22 protein-coding genes and 1 tRNA gene are annotated in these 24956 nt (G+C 67.6%); 12 read left to right on the top strand and 11 right to left on the bottom strand.

Features of this window, described 5'->3' with window-relative positions:
* Positions 1–36: 36 nt before the first annotated feature.
* The 3 genes from ruvC to ACYYG1_RS04750 all read right to left on the bottom strand — a co-directional run bounded on the left by ruvC (position 37) and on the right by ACYYG1_RS04750 (position 2045).
* Positions 37–558 carry a crossover junction endodeoxyribonuclease RuvC gene (gene ruvC, locus ACYYG1_RS04760; RefSeq protein ID WP_461209139.1) on the bottom strand — a complete coding sequence of 174 codons (522 nt, stop codon included), beginning with the start codon at positions 556–558 and terminating at the stop codon, positions 37–39.
* Positions 559–562: 4 nt separating this feature from the next.
* Positions 563–1312, bottom strand: a complete 750-nt coding sequence (locus ACYYG1_RS04755) for a YebC/PmpR family DNA-binding transcriptional regulator (RefSeq protein WP_461209138.1) — start codon at positions 1310–1312, stop codon at positions 563–565.
* 124 nt (positions 1313–1436) lie between these two features.
* The gene (locus ACYYG1_RS04750) at positions 1437–2045 is read right to left on the bottom strand and encodes an RlmE family RNA methyltransferase (RefSeq protein ID WP_461209137.1); all 609 of its coding nucleotides are present in this window, start codon (positions 2043–2045) and stop codon (positions 1437–1439) included.
* 66 nt (positions 2046–2111) lie between these two features.
* Between ACYYG1_RS04750 and ACYYG1_RS04745 the strand changes: the two genes are divergently transcribed.
* The 3 genes from ACYYG1_RS04745 to ACYYG1_RS04735 all read left to right on the top strand — a co-directional run bounded on the left by ACYYG1_RS04745 (position 2112) and on the right by ACYYG1_RS04735 (position 4409).
* A complete protein-coding gene (locus tag ACYYG1_RS04745) occupies positions 2112–3641 on the top strand; it encodes a glycosyltransferase family protein (protein ID WP_461209136.1) in 1530 nt (509 codons plus the stop codon).
* A gap of 96 nt (positions 3642–3737) precedes the next feature.
* Positions 3738–3813, top strand: a tRNA-Ala gene (locus ACYYG1_RS04740).
* A 143-nt stretch (positions 3814–3956) separates the two neighbouring features.
* Complete coding sequence (locus tag ACYYG1_RS04735; RefSeq protein ID WP_461209135.1) at positions 3957–4409, top strand: iron-sulfur cluster assembly scaffold protein; 453 nt, start codon at positions 3957–3959, stop codon at positions 4407–4409.
* A gap of 14 nt (positions 4410–4423) precedes the next feature.
* Here ACYYG1_RS04735 and ACYYG1_RS04730 read toward each other — a convergent pair whose 3' ends face one another.
* From ACYYG1_RS04730 to ACYYG1_RS04715, 4 genes are all read right to left on the bottom strand, one after another.
* Positions 4424–5764 (bottom strand): calcium-binding protein, encoded by a 1341-nt coding sequence (locus ACYYG1_RS04730; protein WP_461209134.1) that lies wholly within the window; start codon positions 5762–5764, stop codon positions 4424–4426.
* Between the two features lie 622 nt (positions 5765–6386).
* A complete protein-coding gene (locus tag ACYYG1_RS04725) occupies positions 6387–7229 on the bottom strand; it encodes a transglutaminase-like domain-containing protein (protein WP_461209133.1) in 843 nt (280 codons plus the stop codon).
* A 158-nt stretch (positions 7230–7387) separates the two neighbouring features.
* A complete protein-coding gene (locus tag ACYYG1_RS04720) occupies positions 7388–7654 on the bottom strand; it encodes an RNA-binding regulator (RefSeq protein ID WP_461209132.1) in 267 nt (88 codons plus the stop codon).
* A 228-nt stretch (positions 7655–7882) separates the two neighbouring features.
* Positions 7883–8857 carry a calcium/sodium antiporter gene (locus ACYYG1_RS04715; RefSeq protein ID WP_461209131.1) on the bottom strand — a complete coding sequence of 325 codons (975 nt, stop codon included), beginning with the start codon at positions 8855–8857 and terminating at the stop codon, positions 7883–7885.
* A gap of 282 nt (positions 8858–9139) precedes the next feature.
* On the opposite strand from ACYYG1_RS04715, the gene ACYYG1_RS04710 reads away from it, so the two are divergent.
* From ACYYG1_RS04710 to ACYYG1_RS04700, 3 genes are all read left to right on the top strand, one after another.
* Positions 9140–9343: a hypothetical protein gene (locus tag ACYYG1_RS04710; RefSeq protein WP_461209130.1), complete on the top strand. Its 204-nt coding sequence runs from the start codon at positions 9140–9142 to the stop codon at positions 9341–9343.
* Between the two features lie 901 nt (positions 9344–10244).
* Complete coding sequence (locus ACYYG1_RS04705) at positions 10245–10652, top strand: response regulator (RefSeq protein ID WP_461209129.1); 408 nt, start codon at positions 10245–10247, stop codon at positions 10650–10652.
* A 35-nt stretch (positions 10653–10687) separates the two neighbouring features.
* Positions 10688–11647 (top strand): L-lactate dehydrogenase, encoded by a 960-nt coding sequence (locus tag ACYYG1_RS04700; RefSeq protein WP_461209128.1) that lies wholly within the window; start codon positions 10688–10690, stop codon positions 11645–11647.
* Between the two features lie 84 nt (positions 11648–11731).
* Here ACYYG1_RS04700 and ACYYG1_RS04695 read toward each other — a convergent pair whose 3' ends face one another.
* Complete coding sequence (locus ACYYG1_RS04695) at positions 11732–13192, bottom strand: sensor domain-containing diguanylate cyclase (protein ID WP_461209127.1); 1461 nt, start codon at positions 13190–13192, stop codon at positions 11732–11734.
* Between the two features lie 164 nt (positions 13193–13356).
* Between ACYYG1_RS04695 and ACYYG1_RS04690 the strand changes: the two genes are divergently transcribed.
* On the top strand, positions 13357–14115 hold the full coding sequence (locus ACYYG1_RS04690) for an SDR family oxidoreductase (RefSeq protein ID WP_461209126.1): 759 nt from the start codon (positions 13357–13359) through the stop codon (positions 14113–14115).
* A gap of 72 nt (positions 14116–14187) precedes the next feature.
* Here ACYYG1_RS04690 and ACYYG1_RS04685 read toward each other — a convergent pair whose 3' ends face one another.
* From ACYYG1_RS04685 to ACYYG1_RS04675, 3 genes are all read right to left on the bottom strand, one after another.
* On the bottom strand, positions 14188–15015 hold the full coding sequence (locus ACYYG1_RS04685) for a tetratricopeptide repeat protein (protein ID WP_461209125.1): 828 nt from the start codon (positions 15013–15015) through the stop codon (positions 14188–14190).
* A 151-nt stretch (positions 15016–15166) separates the two neighbouring features.
* A complete protein-coding gene (nadD, locus tag ACYYG1_RS04680; RefSeq protein WP_461209124.1) occupies positions 15167–15820 on the bottom strand; it encodes a nicotinate (nicotinamide) nucleotide adenylyltransferase in 654 nt (217 codons plus the stop codon).
* Between the two features lie 198 nt (positions 15821–16018).
* Complete coding sequence (locus ACYYG1_RS04675; protein ID WP_461209123.1) at positions 16019–17281, bottom strand: glutamate-5-semialdehyde dehydrogenase; 1263 nt, start codon at positions 17279–17281, stop codon at positions 16019–16021.
* Positions 17282–17543: 262 nt separating this feature from the next.
* Here ACYYG1_RS04675 and ACYYG1_RS04670 point away from each other — a divergent pair, with 262 nt between their 5' ends.
* The 5 genes from ACYYG1_RS04670 to pheT all read left to right on the top strand — a co-directional run bounded on the left by ACYYG1_RS04670 (position 17544) and on the right by pheT (position 24927).
* The gene (locus ACYYG1_RS04670) at positions 17544–18227 is read left to right on the top strand and encodes a hypothetical protein (RefSeq protein ID WP_461209122.1); all 684 of its coding nucleotides are present in this window, start codon (positions 17544–17546) and stop codon (positions 18225–18227) included.
* A 63-nt stretch (positions 18228–18290) separates the two neighbouring features.
* The gene (gene iorA / locus ACYYG1_RS04665) at positions 18291–20132 is read left to right on the top strand and encodes an indolepyruvate ferredoxin oxidoreductase subunit alpha (protein WP_461209121.1); all 1842 of its coding nucleotides are present in this window, start codon (positions 18291–18293) and stop codon (positions 20130–20132) included.
* A complete protein-coding gene (locus ACYYG1_RS04660) occupies positions 20132–20722 on the top strand; it encodes an indolepyruvate oxidoreductase subunit beta (RefSeq protein ID WP_461209120.1) in 591 nt (196 codons plus the stop codon). The genes iorA and ACYYG1_RS04660 overlap by 1 nt, the downstream gene beginning before the upstream one ends.
* 19 nt (positions 20723–20741) lie before the next feature.
* Positions 20742–22307 carry a sigma-54-dependent Fis family transcriptional regulator gene (locus ACYYG1_RS04655; RefSeq protein WP_461209119.1) on the top strand — a complete coding sequence of 522 codons (1566 nt, stop codon included), beginning with the start codon at positions 20742–20744 and terminating at the stop codon, positions 22305–22307.
* 220 nt (positions 22308–22527) lie between these two features.
* Positions 22528–24927, top strand: coding sequence for a phenylalanine--tRNA ligase subunit beta (pheT, locus tag ACYYG1_RS04650; RefSeq protein WP_461209118.1), 2400 nt, complete (start codon positions 22528–22530; stop codon positions 24925–24927).
* Positions 24928–24956 lie beyond the last annotated feature (29 nt).

Here is a 24956-nt window from a genome sequence, read left to right as displayed (position 1 = left end):
TGAACGGCCTGCGTGAGATGACTTTTCAATAATCGGCTAGGAGTTACGGCCTCCGGCGGCGCTGACCAGCCTGTTCATGCGCCGCTGATTGAGATGGCAGATGGCCACGGCCAGGGCGTCGGAGGCGTCCTCGGCCCAGCCGGGATTGGCCACGCCCAGGCTGTGGGCCACCATCCAGGCCACCTGGCCCTTGGCCGCGCGGCCCGTGCCCACCAGGCTCTTCTTGACCAGGGTGGGCTCGTAGGCCGACACGGGCAGCCCGGCGGACGCGCAGGCCGCGATGGCCGCGCCGCGCGCCTGGCCTAGCTTCAGGGCGCTCATGACGTTCTTGGAGACGAACACGTTCTCCACGGCGGCCTCGCTGGGCGCGTGCTCGGCGATGACCGCGGCCAGGCCCTCGAAGATCAGTCCCAGGCGGCGGCCCAGGTCCTTGGCCGAGGCCGTGCGCACGGTGCCGGCCACGAGCAGTTCCACCTGCCCCGAGGCCTCGCGCACCACGCCGTAGCCCGTGACGCGCGAACCCGGATCGATGCCCAGGACCACCACGCCCCCGGCCACGGCTCTATTCCCCGTCCAGTTCGGCCATCAGCTCGTCGGGCAGCTCGGCGTTGTTGTGCACATTCTGCACGTCGTCGTTGTCTTCCAGGGCCTCGATGAGGTTCACCAGCTTGCGCCCGGCGGACACGTCCACGTCGATGTTGTTCTGGGCGATCATGCCCAGCTCGGCGGACTCGTATTCCAGGCCCGCCGCGTCAAAGGCCTGCTGCACTTCCGTGAAGTCCTCGGGCGCGGTGCGCACCTCCCAGGCCTCGCCGTCGTCCAGCACGTCCTCGGCTCCGGCCTCCAGGCCGACCTCCATGATCTGGTCCTCGGTGAACTTGTCCTTGGGGAAATACAAGAGGCCCTTCTTGTCGAACATCCAGGCCACGCACCCGGCCTCGCCCATGCTGCCGCCGGAGCGCGACAGGATGTGGCGCACCTCGGCCACGGTGCGGTTCTTGTTGTCCGTGGCGGCCTCCACCAGCAGGGCCACGCCGCCCGGGCCGTAGCCCTCGTACTGGACCTCGAACATCTCGCCGCCGGCCAGCTCGCCCGTGCCCTTCTTGATGGCGTTCTCGATCTTGTCCTTGGGCAGGTTCACGGCCTTGGCCGCGGCGATGGCCGTGCGCAGACGGGGGTTCATGTCGGGATCGCCGCCGCTCTTGGCCGCGATGATGATTTCCTTGGCGGCCTTGGTGAAGGCCTTGCCCCGTTTGACGTCCTGGCGCCCCTTGCGGTGCTGGATGTTCGCCCATTTACTGTGTCCGGACATGTATCCTCCGATGCTTGGGAAAAATCGTGTTGTACGCCTCTGGCGCGGTTATTCGACGATGAAAATGGCCGACGCGCATGGATCAGGGACATGCGCGAGGGTCGCTCCTCTTGGCGCTGGGCCGTCAGCCGCCCTCGCCGGGCAGGCCCTTGAAGCCCATGCCCACGTAAAACATTTCCTTGCTCTCGCTGCGCGAGCTCTTGGGCTTGAAGGTCTTCACCGAGTCGAAGACCTGCCGCATGGCCTCGCGGTAGGCCTGGTCGTCGGGCCCCTGGAAGACCTTGACCACGAAGTGTCCGCCCTTTACCAAGGTTGTACAGGCCACGGCAAGGGCCTCCTCGCAGAGATTCATGGACCGCGCCTGGTCCGTGGCCTTGTGCCCCGTGGTCTTGGGCGCCATGTCCGAGACCACGATGTCGAAGGGGCCCATGGACGAGAGCGCGGCCTCGAAGTCCTCGGAGCGGTCGAACACGTCCTCGCGCATGAAGAGCGTGTTCTCCTCGAAGCGGGTCTCGGTGTCCTGGATGTCGGCGGCCAGCACGCGACCCCCGGGCCCCACCCGGCGGCCCGCCCACAGGGACCAGGACCCCGGCGCGGCTCCCAGGTCCAGGATGGACATGCCGGGCTTGAACAGGCCGAAGCGCTTGTCCAGTTCCTGGAGCTTGTACACCGAGCGCGCGGGGTAGTTGTCGCGCTTGGCGCGCAGGAAATATTGATCGCGATATTTTTTCATAATGGTCGTCGTTCGCAGGATTTCACCTTGTAACAGGCCACCCGCCCGGGCCGCAACACCCATGCCATGAGCCAACGCCCACAGCGCCTCTGCATCAAAAACGAATTCGGCAGGCGGCAGACCCTTCTCGGCGGTCCGGCCCAGTTCGAGCGCCTGGCGGGCGGGCCCGAGGTGCTGCTGCTGGGCCTGGGCCCGGACCCTGCGGGCCTGGCGGAAGCGGCGGAGCTGGCCCGGACGGACGCCCCGGGCAAAGCCGTATACGCCATGGAGGCCCCCGGGTTCAAGGACCAGATGCCCCCCTCCTGGGGGGAAGCCCTGCCCGAAGGCTGGAAATTCATCGATCCCGGGGAGCTGGACTGGGACATGGCCGCCCGGGCCGAGGTTCTCGTGTACCTGCCGGGCGTGCGCCTGTTCCCCTCGTTCTGGGGCCCGATAACGGGCCGCGTGCGCTGGCTCAAGGCGGCGGGCGCGGCCCCCGCCCCCCGGGGCCGGTCCGTGATCCTGCCGTCCACACAGTCCGGACTCATCACCCGCGAGCTGGGCGCGGCGCTGGCCGGCGCGGGGCTCGCCGTGCGCCGGGTGCCGCCCAAGGAGCTGGGCCGCCGTCTGCCCGCCATGCTGCGCGAGGAGCGCCCCGCCCTGTTCCTGACCGTGAACTTCCGGGGCCTGGACCCCCACGGCGAGGTCTTCCACCTGCTGGAGGCCGCGGGCGTGCCCGCGTGCGCCTGGTGCGTGGACAACCCCTTCCATCTCATCAGCGGCCTGCGCTCGTCCTTCTGGAAGCGGGTCCATCTGGCCGTGACCGACCCCTGGTTCCTGGAGCCCCTCTCGCGCCACGGGGCCGAATCCGTGTTCCCCCTGCCCCTGGCCACGGACCCCGCGCTGTTCGCGCCGGACGGCCCGCGCCTGCCGGAGCTGGCCGGGCGCATGGCCTTCGTGGGCCGCAGCGCGTTCCCGGGGCGCGGGAGCTTCTTCGCGGGCTGCAAGGTGCCCCAGTGGCAGAGCGAGGCCGCGGAAATGCTTCTGGGCCAGGGAGGGCGTCCGGACTACGCCTGGTGGCTGGAACGCCTGGACATCTGGCCCCTGTGGCCGGACCTCGCGGCCCGCACCGTGGGCCTGGGCGCGGAGGACGCCGGGCGCGAGCGGCGGTTTTCCTGCGTGCAGGCCGCGTCCGCCGGGCCGGGCCTGACCATCTACGGCGACGCTGACTGGGCCGCGGCCCTGCCCCCGGGCGCGCAGTTGCGCGGGCCCGTGGACTACTACGCGGGCCTGGCCGACGTGTACCGCAGCGCGGCCTGGACCCTGAACGTGACCAGCCTGCTCCTGCCCTCGGGGCTGACCCAGCGGCATTTCGACGTCTGGGCCGCCGGGGGCTTCCTGCTCTCCGACGACACGCCGGGCCTGTCCCTGTTCCCTCCGGATCTGGCCCGGGAGATCGCCTTTTCCAGGCCCTCGGACATCGCGCCCCTGGCCCGCAGGCTGGCCCCGGGCGAGGCCCTGCGCGAGGACCTGGCGCGGGCCTGGCGCGAGGAAGTCCTGGCCCGCCACACCTACGCGCACCGCGCGGAGGAGTTCCTGGAACGCCTCGGATTGTAGCCGCACAACCCCACTTTCCCCTTGCCATGCCATGCCCGGAAGTGTAAAAGTCCTTTCCCGTTCGCAGGCCTCAGGGGCCACGGCGGGCGACCAAATGGGGATGTAGCTCAGTTGGGAGAGCGCTGCCTTCGCAAGGCAGAAGTCGTGAGTTCAAGTCTCATCATCTCCACCAAGACGACAAAGGGTCCAGGCTTCGGCTTGGGCCCTTTTCATCATGCGGGCCCGCTGTTGCCGGGCGCGGCTCGGGATGCTAACAGGCTCGCTGGCGGCGGCCCGCAGCGGGGCCGAAACGACACCCCAACCCACGGACACACCATGCCCAGCTTCGACGACATCGTGAACGAGCTCCAGGGGAAGATAAACGAGGAGGCCGTTGAGGCCTTCGGCCAGGCGGGTTTCGAGCGCTGGCGCAACCAGCCCCACCGGGGCAGGCCCGCCAAGGCCCAGTATGAGGGCGCGTCCACGGGCTCCTGCGGGGACACCATCCGCATCTTCCTGCACATCGAGGACGACCGGGTGCTGGACGCGGGGTTCGCCACGGACGGCTGCGGCTCCAGCCAGGTCAGCGGCTCCATGGCCGCCGAGCTGGCCGTGGGCAAGGCCTGCGACGACCTGGCCGCCATCAGCGGCGAGACGGTGCTCGAGGGCCTGGGCGGCCCGGGCCTGCCCGAGGACGACCAGCACTGCGCCTGGCTGGCGGCCAACGCCCTGCACGAGGCCGTGGGCGACTATTACAAAAAGACCGTGCAGCGGCCCAAGGGCAGCTGAGCCAGCCTCCCCTCTCAATGCTCAAACGCCCAGGGCTCATGCCCCGGGCGTTCTCGTATCCAACAATCCCCGCCCGCGCTGATCTCCACGCCCTCAATCCCGCTTACAGTGGAATTAGTGAAGTCCGCGGAGGCTATGACCGCGAGTATGTCCGTACCGTCGCCGCCCTGGATCACCGTTCCGCTGTCCGGACTGCCGCTGAAGGAGAAGGTGTCGTCGCCGTCGCCGCCCGAGAGCGAGTCCTCCCCGCCCAGATAGTAAAACAGATCGTCGCCCCCAAGGCCCTGGAGATGGTTGTCTTGGCTGCCGCTGTCCGTCAAGGTGTCGTCGGCTGCGGAGCCTGTAAGGTTCAGGAAGCTGGTCCAAGTGATGGTGTCACCCTCTGCGTCGCCGCCCGTGGCGGTCTGGGCCCCCAGGGAGACGGTGACCCCGGTGCTGGAGGTGGCGTAGGACAGGGTGTTGGTTCCCGCTCCGCCGGCCAGGGTGTCATTGCCATCGCCGCCTTCCAGGGTGTCGGCTCCGTCGCCGCCTGTGAGGGAATCCGCAGCCGCGCCGCCCAAAACGGACAGGTTGCCATCGGTTTCGGCCGAGCCGTCGAAGGTCAGGGCCTCCGTCAGGGCGCTGCCGTCGATGGTCACGGTCTGGCCCGAGGCCGCCAGGTTGTCGTTACCAAGGGTCAGTGTGGTGGCCGCGTCGCCCAGGATGATGCGCTCCACGCCCGTTACGTTATTCAAGACCGAGCCGTCACCCGCGTAGGTGAAGCTTAAGCTGTCGTCGCCCGCGCCGCCGTCGATGGTGTCCGAGGAGTCCAGGAACGCGTTCATGGTGACAAGATCGTCGCCGCCGCCGCCGCCCTGGATGCTGTCCGAGTGTTCGCCGCCCGTGAGCTGGTTGGCCTCGTCGTTTCCGATGATGACGTTGTCGTAGTCCCTTGCGCCGATGACGTTGGCCACCTCGTCCGAAGGGGTGATGGTGTCCGAGGGGTCGGCCGTGGGGTAATACACCGGCACGCTCAAATCCACGTGCATGGCCTGGGTGGCGGGGGAGAGGCCCAGGGTCGTGGCGTCGCCCTGGGCCGGGGCCACGGCGGGCCCGGCGGCCTGCGGATCGTCGTCATCATCGTCGTTATTCGAGGGGTTGGTGCGGTCTGTCCTATTCAGGTACGAAAGGTCCAGATCCAGCCCGGGGCCGGACGAACCGCCGACCTGGGCGCTCTCCCAGACCACGAAGCCGTTGGCCAAAAAAGCGCTCTGCCCACCCGCGGTGACGAGGCCCAGGCCGTCGACCCCGGCCCAGGGGTCGACCCCCTGGCCGAGCAGGCCGAATTCGTCCGGTCGGGACGATCCGAAAGCCATGGACTGGAAACATTCGATGTCTTCGGGGCTGGCGCTGTAGAACTCGCCGAGACCGGCGATGTCCTCAGCGGCACAAGCCCGGAGGTGGTGAGCACCTGCGGCGCGGCGCCCTGGGGCGACTCCAGCACCACCGGCTTGCCGTCGTAGAGCAGCAGCGTATCCCGCCCGGTGGCGTCATCGCCGGGCGCATCGCCGCCCGGCTCGGCGGCGGCCACGAGTACGCCATTCAAGCGACGATCTTCCTGACCCTGATTCCCTGCTCCGTCCTGGCCCGAGTCCTGCGTCCCCCAACGCAACTGCGCGGCCATGGCGGCACCTGGCATAAGCCCCCCTCCCCCCCCGCAATTGATCGTTCCGGTGGTGATGGCTGTTGATGGATTGTTCTATATTAAAAAAAGGGGGCTTCGTTTCAGCGATAAAAAAACGGACGGGGGCGCAAAACTCCTCGCCGCACAAGAATTCCAGGACACTAGGCGGAAACGCCCGGGGTGCGGAAACAGGATGCGGCCGCCCCGGGGGAGGGCTGTCGGCGGAACCCCGGAACCGCGGTCCGCGACGACTGCGCAAAACAAAAGGCCTGCGGCGTCCACCGCAGGCCTTTGCTCGCAGCCCATGGCCGAGTTCAGATATCCACCCGCACGGGGTCGATCCAGATGGCGTCCATGTAGTGCGTCAGCGCCGGGTCGAGGGCTTCGAGGCGGCCCCTCGTGACGCGCTTGATGCGCGCGTTGTTCACCAGGGCCACGGATTTTTCGCCGTTCATCCGGTTGTCGTAGACCAGGACGCAGTACAGGTGGTCGAGGGCGTCCCTGTCCACGCGCCCGGCATTGGCCTCCCAGCCCCGACCCAGGGGCGAGACCGGGACAATAGCCTCCGGCTTGGCCCGCAGGATGTCCAGGGCTGCGGCCCTCCGTCCTCCGGGCGTCTCGAAGTACACGCCGAAATAGGGGTCATACAGGACCCAGCCCCCGGCCTCCCGGACCTCCAGAAGGGTGTGCCCGTTGAATTCGCCCTGGTCCGCGTAGCCCAGGTAATGGACCATCCGGGTCTCGAAGCCCAGTTTGCGCAGCAATCCGATGAGGGCCAGGGCGCGGGAGTCGCACTTGATGGGCGCCTTGCCCAGGTCCTCCCCCGCCAGCAGCCGGTTCATGCGCTCCGTGATCAGGGGCACGTTGCCGTTGAACTCCAGGTCGTTTGCCTTGACGCTCAGGTCGAAGACCATATTGTTGCAGTACGCAGGGAGATCTTCCCGCAGCAGGCCGAGGCCTTTGAGCCTCTCCACCAGGCCGGGGTCCACCTGATCCACGTGGAGTATCCGATTATAGCGCCAGGCCTTGAGGGCCCGCTCCGCGCTGTTCAGGCCCTGATGGCCCGCCAGGAGCCAGAACGCGCCCCCAAGGACCGCCGCGCCCAGGGCCATCCACACCACGCGCCCAAAAAAAGCACGCAATAATCCGATGTTCACCTGCAACCTCCCAAAACGATCCTTTCCCAGGCGGGACAACCCCGCCATGGCGAACGGTATGCCGCGCCTCCGCAAAGGTCAAAGCCTCCCGCGCAGGCACGCAAAAGGCCCGCCTCCTTGCAGAGGCGGGCCTTAGCGTACGCGTAAGCCTCAGTCGGCTACCAGCGGGGGCCGCGGTCCACGCGAGGGCGAGCCTCGTTGACCTTGATGTTGCGACCGCCGAAGTCCGTGCCGTCCAGGGCCTCGATGGCGGCCAGGGCGGCATCGTCTTCCATTTCGACGAAGCCGAAGCCGCGCGGACGGCCGGTCTCGCGATCCTCGATAAGTTTAACGGAATTCACGGAACCGTAGGCTTCGAAGGCGCCGCGGACGTCGTCTTCGGAAACGGACCAGGGCAGGTTGCCGACATAGATGCTCTTGGACATTCAATCTTCTCCATGAAGGGTTTCAGTGGCGCACTACGCGCCTTTAAAAAAAGAGCAGGGTGCAAGTGCACGCTGCTCCTTGACAAACTGTTCGAATCTCACCAGACCGGCCAACAGGAGGCCCCACAAATTTGTGGCACTGGTATACGTAAAGGACCCCCTTACCCTCGGCGAATCGTTATGTCAATACCATTCTGCAAGCTCGAAGCAAAAACCGCAACTTGTCGTTCATACATACAAAGTCTTCGTGACTAGATAAATCAGGTATCCCAGGTACACGGCCAGCAGCACGGCCCCGCCCCGGCGGGAAACCGTGTAATCCCGCCGCATCATCAACCACGGCAGGGCGCTGGTGAAAAGCATGACCAGATAATCCACATACAACCCCGAGGCGAAAAAACCGCCGGGGATGGGGATGGGCCGCACCAGGGCCGCCGCGCCCAGAACCGAAAGGATGTTGAAGACGTTGCTGCCCACCAGGTTGCCGATGGAGATGTCCAGCTCCCCGCGCACGGCCGCCACCACGCTGGTGGCCAGCTCGGGCAGGGAAGTGCCGAAGGCCACCACGGTCAGGCCGATGAACTTCTCGGACACGCCCAGGGCCTTCATGATGGACTCGGCGGAATCCACCACCAGGTTCGCGCCGCCCACCACCCCGGCGATGCCCGCCAGCACGAGGACGATCATGCGCGTTCGCGTGCCCGGAGCCGGGCCGTCCTCGACCCCGGAAGAGGCGGCCTTTGCCAGCACGGCGTCGCGGCGGGCCTGGCGATAGTTGAACAGGGTGTAGGCGATGATGCCCGCGAACAGGAACAGGCCCTCCACGCGCGAGAGCGTGTCGTCCAGGCTGAGGGCCAAGAGCACGACGGACACGCCGAGCATGATGGGGATGTCGCGCCGGACCACCGAGGGATGGCTGACGATGGGCTGGAACAGGGCCGAGATGCCCAGCACCAGGGCGATGTTGCAGATATTGGAGCCCACGGCGTTGCCCACGGCGATCATGCTCTTGCCCCCGGCCGAGGCGATGAGGCTGACCACCAGCTCCGGCGCGGAAGTGCCGAAGGCCACCACGGTCAGGCCGATGACCACGGGGGAAATCCCGAAGCTGCGCGCCAGGCTCGACGAGCCCTTCACCAGCCATTCGGCCCCGTAATACAAAAGCAGGAATCCAACGGCGCACAGCGCCAGATCAAGCAGCATCCACCAGCCCTCCTTGCGGCCGCGCGCAACCAAGCGCGCACCCGGGGTTTCGCATGATATCCCGGGCCAAGTCCAGCGCAAAGGCCCGGCAGGTGCGGCGGCGTTCCCCCGGACGGGTCCAAGAAACAAAAAACAAATGATGTGCGAAGGTTGGTGTGTCGGCCGTTTAAAATAAAGGCGAAAAACGCCTAGCACGTTTCCCGATTTTTCGCTCTGAACTCAGGACAACAAGGAAAAAATCGCCCCCATAAACTTCCCGCTGACCCGTCCGATACGGTTCACATGGACCAGCACCGCCACACCCCCCCCACGCCCCCGCCTGCCCGGGAAGACAGCGACAGGGAGCCCTGCTACAGCGAGGAGGAACGCCTCCAGGACAGGGCCGCCCTGGTGGATGAGCTGCGCGCCAAGGTCCGCTCCGGCGAGTACAAACCGAGCATCGGCCGCATCAGCGTGAATATCTTCGCCAACCTAGCGGAGGATTGATTTATTTCCCATTCATAGGCGCATAGACACGTAGAGGGCGGTTCAGATGGAGCCGCGCTTTTTTGTCGTGGTGCAAAACCACTCGTGCCCTCCCTCCCCACCCGCCGCGTTCCCTCGCGGGTAGGGCGTTGGTTTGTCGAGAATGAGGGGGGAGGTGACGCGGTCGCGCCCCGGGCGGGTACGGGGGGCTTCGCTTTTCTGATTTCCATCACAGCCGCTTCGCCGGGCAGCGCGCCGGGGCTTGGGGAGTCCCTAAAAGCTGGGCGCGAGTAGTGCGGCGGCACGGGGTAAGGACAACGGCTGGATATCGCTTGCTGTCTGATCCTGCCCCCTCATCAGCTTAGCTCCCTATCTCCTCAAGCAACGGCCACGGCTAGCGCCCGTGGCCACCCCGAAAATCGGGACCGTAAAGCGAATTCCCGGGCGTACCGTGTAGCCCGAGGAATTACGCAGGGACCGCCTGCAACCATGGCGTCATGACCCTTCGGCCTTCCTCTTCCGACAACGCGCCTGTCGGACGCGCAAGACCACCCCCTGCATCGGGGCGATAGGGGCGACGCGGAGGCGTATCGCGTAGCCCCGCCACAGCCCCTGCCCCGCCGACACGTATGGCCTTCACGGAAAGACACGCCTTGGCGTCGTCCAAAAGTATCTTTGGCCCGGTAACGCCTCCACTCCAAGAGGGGGGCAGGGGAATCCAAAGGGGCCTGGGGGGCTCGCCCCCCGGCCCCTTTGGCACCTGGTTCAAAAACCGCAGTTTTTGAACCAGGTGTCTTACCCGGTCCAGCTCTCTCCCCCCACCATGGCCAAAACCGGTCGGTGCCCATACCACCGCTTCCAGTTGACGCCACGCCCGATTTACTGCCAAATTATCCACACCACCCCCAGCAACGGAGCGCGCATGAGCGATCCCGGCACCAGCAGCACTAGCGGCACCCACGTCATCATCGTAGACGACGAGGCGGCCTTCGCCGCTGCCCTGTCCAAGCGCCTGTCCAAGCGCGGCTTTTCGGTGCAGAGCGCCCCGGGCGGCGAGGCCTGCCTGGAGCTTCTGGCCCAAGGCCCGGCCCACGTGGTGGTCCTGGACCTGCGCATGCCGGGCATGGACGGCCTGGAAACCCTCTCATGCATCCGCGAGCGACACCCCGGCACCCGGACCATCCTGCTCACGGGCCACGGCAGCGTGGAATCCGCCACCGAGGGAACCCGCCTGGGGGCCTTCGATTTCTTCATGAAGCCCGTGGACCTGGACGAACTCAGCGCGCGCATAGAAGAGGCCGCCGCAGCCTCGAACCCCGGCGCGGCCTGAGCGCCGCACCACGAACGCGCAACCCGGAGGGACCCATGCCCGAAACCCATGTTGACACCCAAAAAATCGCCGTAATCGGCGCGGGAATGGTGGGCACGGCCTTCGCATACGCCGCCGTGCTTAGGGGCACCGCCCACGAACTGGTGCTCGTGGACAAGAACATGGCCCGGGCCGAAGGCGAGGCCATGGACCTGAGCCACGCCATGGCCCTCTGCCCGCCCACCGGCATCCACGCCGGGGGCTACGAGGACTGCGCGGACGCTGACATCGTGGTCATCACCGCCGGGGCCGCGCAACGCCAGGGCGAGACCCGCCTGGACCTGGTGGGCCGCAACGCGGCCATCACCCGGAACATCGTGGCCGAGGTCATGCGCCACGCCAAGGACCCCATCCTGATCCTGGTGACCAACCCCGTGGACGTGCTGACCCACGTGGCGCTGAAGGAATCCGGGCTGCCGCCCTCGCGGGTGATCGGCTCGGGCACGGTGCTGGACAGCGCCCGCTTCCGCCTGCTGCTCTCGCGGCACTGCGGCGTGGACCCCCGCAACGTGCACGGCCACATCGTGGGCGAACACGGGGACAGCGAAACGGCCCTCTGGAGCCGCGTGAACATCGGCGGCGTGCTTCTGGACGAGTTCTGCGCCCTGCGCGGCGTGCCGTCCTGCGGCGAGGACTTCCGGACGGCGACCCTGGACCGCGTGCGCAAGGCGGCCTACGAGATCATCGAACGCAAGGGCTCGACATACTTTGGCATCGGCATGTGCCTGATCCGCATCGTCGAGGCCATCCTGGGCGACGAGCACAGCGTGCTCACCGTGTCGGCCCTGCTGGACGGCGAATACGGAATTTCGGACGTCTGCCTGTCCCTGCCCCGCGTCATCACGCGCGCGGGCGTGGAGTCCACCATCCACGCGGGCATCAGCGACGAAGAACTCGGAGCCCTGCGCCACTCCGCCGAGGTCATCCGCAAGACCCTGGCGTCCGTGGCGGGCTAGGCCCCGGCGCCCCAAAAAAACACCCCCCGCGCATGCCGTGCATGCGCGGGGGTTCCATTTTCATCTGGTGCCGGGGCGCAACCGCTAGCTGGCGGCGTCGTCCTGAGCCGATTCCCCGGCCTTGTCCACCACCCCGCCGCCCGCGGCCTTGGCCCGGTACACGGCGTCGTCCGCGCGCGAGGTGAGGGAGTCGAGGCTCTCGCCCTTGCGGTATTCGGCCACGCCACAGCTGGCGCCCATGTCCGCGCTCTTGGACAGGGTCTCCAGGATGCGCCGCCCCAGGACCGCCGCGTCTTCCAACCCGCCGTTGACCAACACGATGAACTCGTCCCCGCCCCAGCGGGCCAGGGATTCCTCGGGCCGCATGGTCTTGCGGATGCAGTCCACGGTCCTGATCAGGGCGCGGTCCCCGGCCAGATGCCCCTGGGTGTCGTTGATCTTCTTGAAGTCGTCCAGGTCCAGGAGCAGCAGAGAGAACCCGTGGCCGAGGCGGCTTTCCCGGGCCACGGCGCGGTCGAAGCAGACGTCGAATTCGCGGCGGTTGAAGGCCCCGGTGAGCGGGTCCGTGGCCGCCATGTTCTCCAGCCTGCCCTGGAAATGGTTCACCGCCGCCGCGCTGACGAAGATGATCACCAGCCAGGCCAAAAGGCCCAGGCAGATGGTCATGACCACGTTCTTGCGCGCCGGGGCCAGGGCCTCGGCCTCGTCCTGCTCCACCAGGACCAGCCAGTCGAATTCCGGGATGTAGCGCGCGGACAGGAGCACCTCCCGTCCGTCGGAGTGGCGAAACTGGAAGGAGTCGGACTGTTCGCGCAGCCTGAGGATGTCCGGGGCCACGTCCCTGATGCCGTCCATCTCCTTGATGTTGGCGTGCTCCACCAGGGAACGGTCCCTGTGCACCTGGATCACGCCGAAGGGATCCACCAGAAAGACCTTGCGGCCGTATTTCTCCTCGAAGGAGGCCACGATGTTCGCCACCCAGTCCATGCGCAGGCCCACGCCCGCCACGCCCAGGAGCTCGCCGCCGTAGCCCCTGACCTTGTAGTTGATGAACAGGGTCAGGGCGTGGCCCTCGGCCTCGCTGGTGTCCACGTCCAGGTCGTACTCCACGCCCCGGGACACGAACTCGTAGTACCAGACGTCGTGCAGGTCCATGTTGGAGATGGTCTTCAACAGCCCGCCCGGATGGTAGTAGTGGCCCGTGCGGTCGGAGACGAAGAATGCGGTGAGATAGCCGTACCTGTCCCGGACCTCGGCCAGATACTTGCGGATCTTGCTCTCGTCCTTTTCGCCGTCCAGGGTCCAGTCCTTGAGGAAGGTGTCCCGGGCCATGAGGGAGGACAGGGAGATGGGCTCCATGAGAGCCTTGTGCAACTCGGAATATATGTTGTCCCGGGTGAGCGGCAGACTGGAGGTCAACAGTTCCTCGCGGACAGCGGTGCGCGAAACCATGTAGTTGGCCATGCTGATGATAGCCACGGCCACGAGCATGATCACGGACAGGGCGAGGATGAGCTTGGACTTCATGGACATGGTGCTCGGCATCTATTGCCTCCGTTTACAGTTGAAAACGCCCCCCCATCGATCCAGGCATACGCGCAGGGGCCGGACAGGGCAAGCCGGAACCCCCCCGGCATACGCCGTTTACATCGAGCCCGGTTTGAGGGAACATGCCCCTCCCGTTCACTTCAATCCGCACGAGGTTTTCGATGACCAAGACCATCTGCATCACCGGCGCCACAGCGGGATTCGGCGCGGCCATGGCCCGCCGCTTCGCGGCCGAAGGCTGGAACGTCATCGCCACGGGCCGCCGCAGGGACCGTCTGGACCAGTTGGTGGCCGAGCTGGGCGCCGACAAGGCCATGGGCGCCTGCTTCGACATGCGTGACCAGGAGGCCATCAACAATTTCGCCCGCACCCTGCCCGAGAAGTTCGCCGCCATCGACGTGCTGGTGAACAACGCGGGGCTGGCCCTGGGCCTGGAGCCCGCGCAGCGCTGCGACACGGACCAGTGGGAGGCCATGGTGGACACCAACATCAAGGGCCTGCTGTTCATGACCCGGGCCATGCTTCCCGCCATGGTGGAGCGCGGGTCCGGGCACGTGGTCAACCTGGGCTCCATCGCGGGCAACTGGCCCTACCCGGGAGGCAACGTGTACGGGGCCACCAAGGCCTTCGTGAAGCAGTTCTCCAACAACCTGCGCGCGGACCTGCACGGCACGGGCGTGCGCGTGACGAACATCGAGCCCGGCATGGCCGAGACGGAGTTCTCCCTGGTGCGCTTCGAAGGCGCCAAGGACAAGGCCGACAACGTGTACAAGGGCACCAAGCCCCTGACCGCCGAGGACATCGCGGACATCGTGTTCTACGCCGTGACCGTGCCCGCGCACGTGAACCTGAACCGCATCGAGGTCATGCCCACGGTGCAGTCCTTCGCCCCCCTGCGCGTGTACCGCGACGGGGAATAGCCCCCGCGCCTCAGCAAACCAAAACCCCCTGTCTGGCAGGGGGTTTTTTTCATTGTTCGCGCGGCCGGGGGCTCAGCGGAAGATGCGCCGGGCGCAGGAGTCCATGATCTCCTTGGCCTTGTCCAGGGAGGAATCGCCGTCGTACGCCTGCTTGGAGGTGTCGTAGGCCTCGTCCCACTTGTGCCATTTGACGTACATCTCGGCCATGTGCAGCAGAGTCTTGGGATGCGCGCCGAAAGTCTTCAGGGCGTGCTTGTAGAGCATTTCCATTTTGGTGTATTCGCCGGCGTGCTTGTAGGCCTGGATGGCCCCGCTCAGGGCCTTGCTGTCCCTGGGCGCGTCCAGCAGGGCGTCCTCCAGGGCCTCTCCGGCCTCGAAATACAGCCCGGCCTTGAGCAGCATCCGCCCCACCTCGGTCTTCAGCCCCGGCTCGGAGCCGAACTCCTCCACCAGGCGGCGCAGGACGCTTTTGCCCTTGGGGAATTCCTTGGCCTCCAGGCAGGAACGGCCCATCTCCAGAAGTTCCTCCTTGCGGTGCTCCTGCTTGGCCTCCTTGATCTGCTCCTCGGCCTTGTCCGCGCCGCGCATCTCCGCCAGGACCTTGTTGGCGGACTCCAGGAGCGCGGCCTCCCCGCCCCGGTTGTAGGCCACATAGGGCGTGACGTGGATATTCTTATCCGCGAAATGCTTTTTGACGTCGGGATGGCGGTTGAAATCCTTGAGGTATTCCTGGATGTGCACCTCGGCCTCGAACTTCTCGCGGCCGAAAATCCTGGCGTCCTTGAACTCGTCCACCGCGCGGACAAAGTGCTCCAGCGACTTGAGGGCGTTGCCCTTGCCCAGGGCGGCCCGGGCCCGGGCCACGTCCTCGCGGACCCTTTTGGCTGGCGTATCGAACATGCTGCTCCCCGTTGCTGCGCGCGAGCCCCCTGCCGCGCGCGTCTCTTCATCCCCCAACTTCACACAATTCCCCGTCCAGTTCAACCGCGGGGGCCGCGCATCGCGCCTCGGGGAGAGGAAAAAACGCGCCCGGGCCGCGCAAAAACGGAAACTACGCCCCCCAGGCCGCGCGCGCCTCAAGGGCGTGCTCGCCCAGCATGCGCTCCACGCATTCGGGAACCAGGCCGCGCAGCGTCCGGCCGGAGAGCCAACGCTCGCGCACGTCCGAAGAACTGACGTCCATGCGCCGGGCCCGGACCCAGCGCACCCGCCCCCCGCCGGGCAGGTCCCAGGCCGCGTCGCCGCGCGCCGACGCCCCGGGCCAGAGGTCGGCCACCAGGGCGCGCACCTCGGCCAGCCCGTCCCGGCCGCGCGCGGCCACGGCCAGGTCCGCGAGCCCGGGAATCTCCAGGCCCCGCTTCCAGCCCGGCAGGGCCCGCAGGTCCTCGGCCCCGAGGATGAAGGCCAGCTCCCAGTCCGGATGCCGGTCCGCCAGCCCGCGCAGGGTGTCCACGGTATAGGAGGGGCCGGGGCGCTCGGCCTCCATGCGGTTCACGGCCAGGGAGTCCAGTCCCCGGATGGCGGCCTCGCACAGGTCCGCGCGCAGGGCGAAAGGCAGCATGGGCTCCCCGGGCTTGTGCGGGGGGGTCGCCGCGGGCATGAGCTCCACCCGGTCCAGGCCCAAATCCTCGCGCGTCTCCAGGGCCAGGCGCAGGTGCCCCACGTGCAGTGGGTTGAAGCACCCGCCCAGGATTCCGACCTTCATGCTCCGGCCTCCTTTTCCCCGGCCACAGGGGCTGCTGATCTGCGTACCGGCGAATGCAGTTTTCCGCCGTTTTCCGGGGCGCTCAAAGCGCCCGTGGGCAAGGCGCAAGCCCGGGACAAGGCCGATGTGTATCCGCAATACATGAGGGTTTGTCCCGGGCGCGGCAACGCCGCCCACGGGATGCTTTCAGCGCCTCGGCTAGGAGCGGACCTGGCCCTCGCCCAGGACCACGAACTTGGTGCTGGTGAGCTCCGTGACCCCCATGGGGCCGTAGGAATGCAGCTTGGAGGTGGAGATGCCGATCTCCGCGCCCAGGCCCAGCTCGCCGCCGTCGTTGAAGCGCGTGGAGGCGTTGACCCCGACCATGGAGGCGTCCACCTGGCGCACGAAGCGCATGGCCGCCCCGTGGTCCCGGGTCAGGATGATCTCGGTGTGGTTGGAGCCGAAGGCCGCGATGTGGTCCTGGGCCTCGTCCTGGGAGCCCACCACCTTCACGGCCAGGATCAGGGCGTGGAACTCCATGCCCCAGTCCTCGTCCGAGGCGGGGGCGGCCCACTGGCCCATGAGCGGCAGGGACTCCGCGCAGCAGCGGAACTCCACCCCGGCCTCCCCGAGCCTCTCGGCCACGCGGGGCAGCAGCTCCCCGGCCACATCGCGGTGCACGAGCAGGCATTCCAGGGCGTTGCAGACCCCGGGGCGCTGGACCTTGGCGTTGAACACGATCTCCACGGCCTGGTCCAGGTCCGCATCCGCGTCCACGTAGGCGTGGCACACGCCCTTGTAGTGCTTGAGCACGGGCATGGTGGCCTCGGCCACCACCGCGCGGATCAGGCCCTCGCCGCCGCGCGGGATGATCACGTCGATGTATTCGTCCAGCTTGAGCAGGGCGTTCACGGCCGCTCGGTCCGTGGTGCCCACCACCTGCACGGCGTCGGCGGGCAGGCCCGCGCCCTGAAGAGCCTCGTGAATCAGCCCGGCCAGAAACAGGTTGGAATGGACGGCCTCGGACCCGCCGCGCAGGATCACGGCGTTGCCGGCCTTGAGGCAGAGGATGCCCGAGTCCACGGTGACGTTGGGCCGGGACTCGAAGATCATGGACACCACGCCCAGGGGCACGCGCATGCGGCCCACCAGCAGGCCGTTGGGCCTGCGGCGCATGGACTCGATGCCGCCCACGGGGTCGTCCTGGGCCGCCACCTGGCGGCAGGCGCCCGCCATGGCGTCGATGACCGCGTCCGTCAGGGCCAGGCGGTCCAGGCGCGCGGCGTCCATGCCCGCCTCGCGGGCCGCGGCCAGGTCCTTGGCGTTGACCTCCTTCACGGCCTCGCGCCTCGTTTCCAGCAGATCGGCCAGTGCAATGAGGGCGGCCACCTTGGCGGCGGGCTCCACGGACGCCATGATCCTCGCGGCCCGGCGCGCCCTGCGGCCCATGTCCACCATTTGGTCCTTGATGTCGGCCATCGCCGTATCCTCCTTGTTGCGAACCCCGGTTCCGCGCGCGGCGCACGCTTTCACGGCGGCCACGACGCGCCAACCGCGCGCCGGTTCCTTCCCCGGCGGGCCTTTCGGACCCCGGTTCGCAAGAATCAAAATTGTCTGAAAAGTTCTTTTGACATTTCTGTAAAGCGAGTCTACACCTGTACTGCCCATCGCGTTGGGCACGTTTTTTTGTTGCGGAATCGACCCCGGAAGTCAATACGCCCAGTTGGAGGAACCCCCGGAAATGACTGCCAACGACACCACCGAAACCCAAACGTCCCAATCCCCCCTCGACGCCCTGGCCGGGGAGGTTGACGCGTCCCTGCATCCCCTGCTCCAGACCGTGGTTGACAACATCAAGCTCATCGTGAGCGTGATCGTGGTCCTCATCGTGGCCGTGGGCGGCTATGCCCTGTTCGACGCCATGCAGGCGTCCAAGATCACCGAGGGCCGGGAAAAGCTGGCCGCCGCTGCGGCCACCGAAGACCCGGCCGAGCGGGTCAAGGCCCTGGAGGCCCTCAAAGCCGAGGCCCCCGGCGCCCTCGGCAACGCCGTGCTCCTGGAGCTGGCCGGGGCCCTGTCCGAGGCCGGAGAGCACGAGCGCTCCGCCGAGATCTGGAAGACCCTGTCCGCCGAGGACACCGCCGGGCTGGGCCCCGCCGCGGTGCTGGGCCGCTGCGCCGAGCTGTCGCGCGCTGGCAAGCACGCCGAGGCCGCCGCCGCCCTGGCCGCCCTGCGCGCCAGCGCGCCCAAGGGCTACAACGTCTTGATCCTGCAGCGCCTGGCCTACGAGTCCGAGCTGTCCGGGGACGTCAGCGCCGCCCTGGAAGCCTGGGAGGCCCTGCTCGAGGTCAACCAGGCCCAGGACAACGCATTCATCCAGAGCAAGATCGCGAGCCTGCGCTCCAAGCTGGAGCCCGCCTCCTGACGGAACCCGCGACCCAACCCGGGCCCGTCCCGGCATCACATAGCTTAAGGAGAAAATTGGGAAATGGCACATCCGCTCCTGACCAAGAAAGGCGGTGAGACACATCTGCTGCTGGGCAACGAGGCCATCGTGCGCGGCGCGCTGGAGGCCGGCGTGGCCTACGTGAGCTGCTACCCCGGCACCCCGTCTTCGGAAGTCCCCGACACGTTCTTCCGGCTGTCCCCGGAAGGCGATTTCAATTTCGAATACTGCCCCAACGAGAAGGTCGCCCTGGAAGTGGGCGGCGGCGCGGCCCTGGCCGGGGCCCCGGCCCTGGTGACCATGAAGCACGTGGGCGTGAACGTGGCCGCCGACCCGCTGATGACCATGACCTACGTGGGCGCGCCCGGCGGGCTGGTGCTGCTGACCGCCGACGACCCGGGCTGCCACTCCAGCCAGAACGAGCAGGACAACCGCTATTACGCCCGCCTGGCCGGGATGCCCGTGTTCGAGCCCTGCTCGGCCCAGGAAGCCAAGGACATGACCCGCGACGCCTTCGCCCTGTCCCGCGAATTCGGCCAGCCCGTGATGCTGCGCACCACCACCCGAGTGGCCCACGTGCGCGGGCCCGTGGAATTCGGCGAGCGCCCGGGCGCCAAGTTCGGCCCCGAATTCGAGAAGGCGCCCATGCGCTTCGTGCCCATCCCGGCGGTGGCCCGCATGCGCCACCCCGAGCTGCTGAAACGGCTCGAGGCCATGGGCGAGGCCTCGGAGAAATCTCCCTGGAACAAGGTCCACGGCCGCGGCGCGGTGGGCATCGTGGCCTCGGGCATGGCCCGGGCCTACGTGGCCGACGTGGTGGACGAAAAGCCCTTCAAGGGCCAGTTCAAGATCCTGGAGCTGGGCCAGACCTTCCCCCTGCCGGAGAAGAAGATCGCCCGCTTCCTGAAGAGCGTGGGCACCGTCCTCGTGGTGGAGGAAGGCGAGCCCCTGGTGGAAGAGGCCCTGCGCGCCCTGGCCCAGGCCAAGGGCATCGAGGTCTCCATCCAGGGCAAGGGCAAGGACCTGACGCGCCTGGGCGAATACTCCACCGCCGAGGTCCGGGCCGCGTGCTACCGCATCCTGGGCAAACGCCAGCCCGCTGGCGCGGCCTGCCCGGGCCAGGGCCCGCTGCCCATGCGTCCGCCGAACCTCTGCGCGGGCTGTTCGCACCGCGCCCTGTACTACGCCGTGCGTCAGGCCTACGGCGACGAGGCCGTGTATTCCAACGACATCGGCTGCTACACCCTGGGCATCCTGCCGCCCCTGTCCTGCGCGGACTTCCTGCTCTGCATGGGCTCGTCCGTGTCCGCGGGCTCGGGCTTCGCCAAGGCCTCGGGACGGCCGGTGGTGGCCTTCATCGGCGACTCCACCTTCTTCCATTCCGGCATGACCGGGCTGGTCAACGCGGTGTTCAACAACCACGACGTGCTCATCGTGATCCTGGACAACCGCACCACGGCCATGACCGGGCACCAGCCCAACCCCGGCGTCTCCCAGACCATCCACGGCGCGAACCCCTGCCAGGTGGACATCGAGACCATCGTGCGCGGCTGCGGCGTGTGCAACGTGGCCAAGGTCTCGCCCTACAACTACAAGGCCACTTCCGAGGCCATCAAGGAATTGAAGGCCCAGCCCGGGGTCAAGGTGCTCATCGCCGAGGAGCCCTGCGTGCTCTTCGCCCGCCGCACCCTGAAGCAGGCCAAGCCCATGGCCGCCTACGTGGCCAAACAGGGCGATGAAGTGAAGCGCTGCCTGGCCACCCTGGCCTGTCCCGCGTTCTACGTCGAGGACGGCCGCGTGGAGATCAATGAAAACCAATGCACCGGCTGCATGTTCTGCCTGCAGATCTGCAAGGACATCAAGGCCCGCAAAAGGAGCGCATAATGGCCAAGGCTCGCATATTCTTCACCGGCGTCGGCGGGCAGGGCACGCTCACGGCCACCATCATCCTGGCCCAGACCGCCATGGCCAAGGGCCTGCCCGTGACCGCGGGCGAGGTCCACGGCATGGCCCAGCGCGGCGGCGTGGTGGAATCCACGCTGCTCATCGGCGGCTTCAAGAGCCCGCGCATCGCCCCGGGCGAGGCGGACATCGTGCTGGGCTTCGAGCCCCTGGAAACCCTGCGCGCCCTGCCCTACCTGAAAAAGGGCGGCACCGTGGTCAGCAACGACGAGATCATCCCGCCCATCGGCGTGACCATGGGCCGGGAGACCTATCCCGAAATCGACGAGATCAAGTCCACGGTGCGCTCCTGCGCCGGCAAGGCGGTCTTCCTGCCCTGCCTGAGCCTGGGCGCCGAGGCCGGGGCCGTGCAATGCGGCAACCTCTCGCTCATGGCCGCCCTGTGCGCCACGGGCGTGCTGCCCCTGACGCCTGACGACCTGGCCCAGACCGTGAAGACGCGCCTGAATCCCAAAATCGTGGACATGAACCTGCGGGCCGTGGAACTCGGCGTGCAGGCCGCGTCCAGCTAGGAGCAACACCGGAGCGTTTATGACTGTCAGCGTTTCCAGCGAGACCCTGGGCGGCTATTTCCATACGCTACGCAAGGTGCTCGAGGAAATGGCCCCCCGCCGGGCCATGCAGACCGGGCTCAAGGCCCTGTTGCGCATCCTGTGCGAAAACCACGGGTACAAGCGGGCCCTGCTCACCATCTTCGACCCGGAGACCAACTCCCTGAAGCTGTCCGTGACCTACGGGTCGCAGAAGTATTCCCAGGTCTCCTACCAGCCCGGGCAGGGCGTGACCGGCCGGGTCATGAACTCGGGCACCCCTGTGGTGGTGCCCGTGATCAGGGAGGACGAGGACTTCCTGAACCTGGCCTTCGGCCGCACCAAGGAAGAGATGAGCCGCCTGGGCTTCATCTGCGTGCCCGTGCGCAGCCTGGACCAGAAGGACGGCGACATCCTGGGCACCCTGTCCGTGGACGTGCCCGCGGCCACGGCCGAGGAGCTGTCCGTGGACTGCGAGTTCCTGGGCGTGGTGGCCTCCATGGTCGCCAAGGAAGTAGCCTCCCTGCAGGAGGAGATGGCCATGCAGCGCCACCTCCTGGCCCAGGGCGTGGTCTCGGGCGGGGACGGCTACAGCCACCCCAACATCGTGGCCGCGTCCAAGCCCATCCGCATGGTCCTGCAGCAGATCTCCCAGGTGGGCCCCAGCCGCGCCACCGCGCTGTTGCGCGGCGAGTCGGGCACGGGCAAGGAACTCTTCGCCGAGGCCATCCACAGCGTGAGCCCGCGCAAGACCAAGCCGCTCATCAAGCTGAACTGCGCGGCCCTGCCCGCTGACCTGGTGGAAAGCGAACTGTTCGGCCACCAGAAGGGCGCCTTCACCGGGGCCGTGGCCAACAAGAAGGGCATGTTCGAGCTGGCCGACGGCGGCACCCTGTTCCTGGACGAGATCGGGGAGCTGTCCCTGGATGCCCAGGCCAAGGTGCTGCGCGCCATCCAGGAGAAGGAAATCCAGCGCCTGGGCAGCGAACAGATCATCAAGGTGGACGTGCGGCTGATCTGCGCCACCAACCGGCCCCTGGAGAGCATGCTTGAGGAGGGCACCTTCCGCGAGGACCTGTTCTACCGCGTGAACGTGTTCCCCATCTTCATTCCGTCGCTCAGGGAACGCCGCCAGGACATCCTGCCCCTGGCCGAGCACTTCATGCAGCAGTTCTCCGAGGAATACGGCAAGAGCGTGCGCCGCATCTCCACCCCGGCCATCGACCTGCTCAGCCAGTACCACTGGCCGGGCAACGTGCGCGAGCTGGCCAACTGCCTGGAGCGCGCCGTCCTGGTCTGCGACGAGGAGGTCATCCGCACCTACCACCTGCCGCCCAGCCTGCAGACCGCCGAGAGCTCGGCCACGGACACCAACCTGTCCTTCGGCGAGGCCGTGGCCCGCTTCGAGCAGGAGATCCTGGTGGACGCCCTGAAAAAGGCGCGCGGCAACATGCTGCAGGCCGCGCGGGATTTGAAGGCCAGCTACAGGATCATCAACTACAAGGTGAAGAAGTACCGCCTGGAGCCCAAGAAATTCGCGGTGGGCAAAAGCCGCAAGCGCGCCTGAGCGCCGGGGCCGGGCCCCTCATAATGCCTTTCCCCGTTCCGGGCGGGTCGGCGCAGGCCGTCCCGCCCGGCTCGGTTGAAAACCGTCCGGATAGAGGATATGCAGGACGACTTGCCGGACGCCGGGGCCAAGCGCCCGAGCGCACCCCCCGAGTCCGCTTCCGAACCGGACATTCGTACAATCTCGCGGCCGCATCGCGGCCGACGGAGGCCATAGGACCATGCTGCTTTCTCTGAACTGGCTGAAGGAATTCGTGCCCTTTGAGGGCTCGGACCAGGAACTGGGCGACAAGCTGACCATGCTCGGCCTGGAGCTGGAAGAGATCGTCCACCCCTTCGCGCACCTGGACAAGGTGGTGGTGGGCCACGTGCTGACGTGCGGGCCGCACCCCGAGGCGGACAAGCTCTCGGTGTGCACCGTGGACGCGGGCCAGGGCGACCCCCTGCCCATCGTGTGCGGCGCGCCCAACGTGGCCCAGGGCCAGAAGGTGGCCGTTGCCCTGGTGGGCGCACAGCTGCCCGGCGGCGTGACCATCAAGAAGGCCAAGCTGCGCGGCGAGCCCTCCATGGGCATGATCTGCGCCGAGGACGAGTTGGGCCTGGGCGACAGCCACGCGGGCATCATGATCCTGGACGAGGCCCTGGTTCCGGGAACGCCCCTGGCCGACGCCCTGAACCTGGACACGGTGGTCTTCGACATCAGCGTGACCCCCAACCGCGCGGACTGCAACTCCGTGCTGGGCCTGGCGCGCGAGGCGGCCCTGGCCTTCGGCCTGCCCCTGACCCTGCCCAGGCTGGAGCTCAAGGAATCCGGCCCGGACTGCACGGGCATGGTGGACATCGCCATCGACGATCCGGCCCAGTGCCCCCTGTTCCAGGGCCGCGTGATCAAGGACATCACCGTGGGCCCGGCCCCGGCCTGGATGCGCTACCGGCTCATCGCCTGCGGCCAGCGGCCCATCAGCAACGTGGTGGACGTGTCCAACTACCTGATGTTCGAGATGGGCCACCCCAACCACGCCTACGACCTGGACCTCCTCAAGGGCCCCGCCATCCGCGTGGGCCAGGCCGACGAGGGCATGAAGTTCACCACCCTGGACGGCCAGGAGCGCACCCTCTCGGCCTCGGACCTGATGATCTACGACGCCGAGCGGCCCGTGGGCCTGGCGGGCGTCATGGGCGGCGAGGAGACCGAGGTCCACGACGGCACGAAGAACGTCTTCCTGGAGCTGGCGGTGTTCAACCCGCCCACCATCCGCAAGACCGCGCGCCGCCAGAGCCTGCCCAGCGAGGCTTCCTACCGCTTCGAGCGCGGGGTGGACCAGGCCATGGCCCGCTACAGCCTGGACCGCGCCGCTTCCATGATGGCCGAATACGCGGGCGGCACGCTGTTGCCCGGGGCGTGCGTGAACGAGCCCCGGCCCTGGGCCAACAAGACCATGGTCCTGCGCCGCGAGCGCGCCGAGAAGCTGCTGGGCATCGAACTTTCCGAAGACTTCTGCGACACCACCCTCACGGGCCTGGGCTGCAAGGTGGACTCCTCCGACCCCGCCCTGTGGCAGGTGGAGGCCCCGAGCCACCGCCTGGACCTGGAGCGCGAGGTGGACCTCATCGAGGAGCTGGCGCGCGTCCACGGCATGGACCGCATTCCCGCGGTGCTGCCGCGCGTGTCCAAGTCCCTGGAGACCATCGGCCAGGAGGACACCCGCTTCGCCTTCAACATGCGCCTCAAGCACTGGGCGCAGGGCGTGGGCCTGCGCGAGGCCGTGAACTACAGCTTCGTGGGCGGCGACGAGCTGGACCTCCTGGGCCTGCCCGTTGAAAACCGCGTGGCCGTGATGAACCCCCTGTCCGAGGACCAGGACGTGATGCGCACGGCCCTGGCCCCGGGGCTCCTGCGCAACGTGCGCACCAACGTGGGCCAGGGGGCGCGGCGGCTGCGGCTGTTCGAGGTGGCGCACATCTTCGAGGCCGACGCGGCCTCCGAGACCACGGTCACGGAATCCATCCGCCTGGGCCTGTTGGTCTACGGCCGCCGCGAGCGCGAGCGCTGGCCCTGGCCCGAGGACGAGTTCGCGGGCTACGAGGACGTCAAGGGCCTCGTGGAGCACCTCGTCGCCGGCCTGGGCCTGCCCGGGACCGACTACGAGACCGTGGCGGACCATCCGTATCTTTCGCCCTGCGCCAGGGCCGTCCTGGGGGGCGAGGTCCTGGGCTATCTGGGCCGCGTACGCGACGAGGCGGCGGACCGCTATAACGCACGGCGCGAGGTCTGGCTGGCCGAGATGGACGTGGACCGGCTGCGCGTCCTGCACGAGGGGCTGGCGCCCGGGTTCGCGGACCTGGCCAAGTTCCCGCCCGTGCGCCGCGACATCACGGTCATGGCGCCCCAGGGGCTGGCCGTGGGCGCCATCGTCAAGGCCGTAGAGGACATGGGCGTGGACCTCTTGGAGGACGTGGCCATGGTCAACCTGTTCGTGCCCGAGGGCGGGGACGAGCGCAACGTCACCGTGCGCCTGACCTATCGCCACAAGGAGCGCACGCTCAAGGACAAGGAAGTGGACAAGCGCCACGCCAAGGTCGTGGCGGAGCTGCAAAAGGCGTTGCCCGTCCGCATCTAGGCCGCGAGGCCGGACGCACGGGAAGCGCG

The sequence above is a fragment of the Desulfocurvus sp. DL1XJH-121 genome (assembly GCF_054819825.1).
Note: the sequence above shows the minus strand (reverse complement) of the source record. Positions and strands in the feature narration are given on the sequence as shown.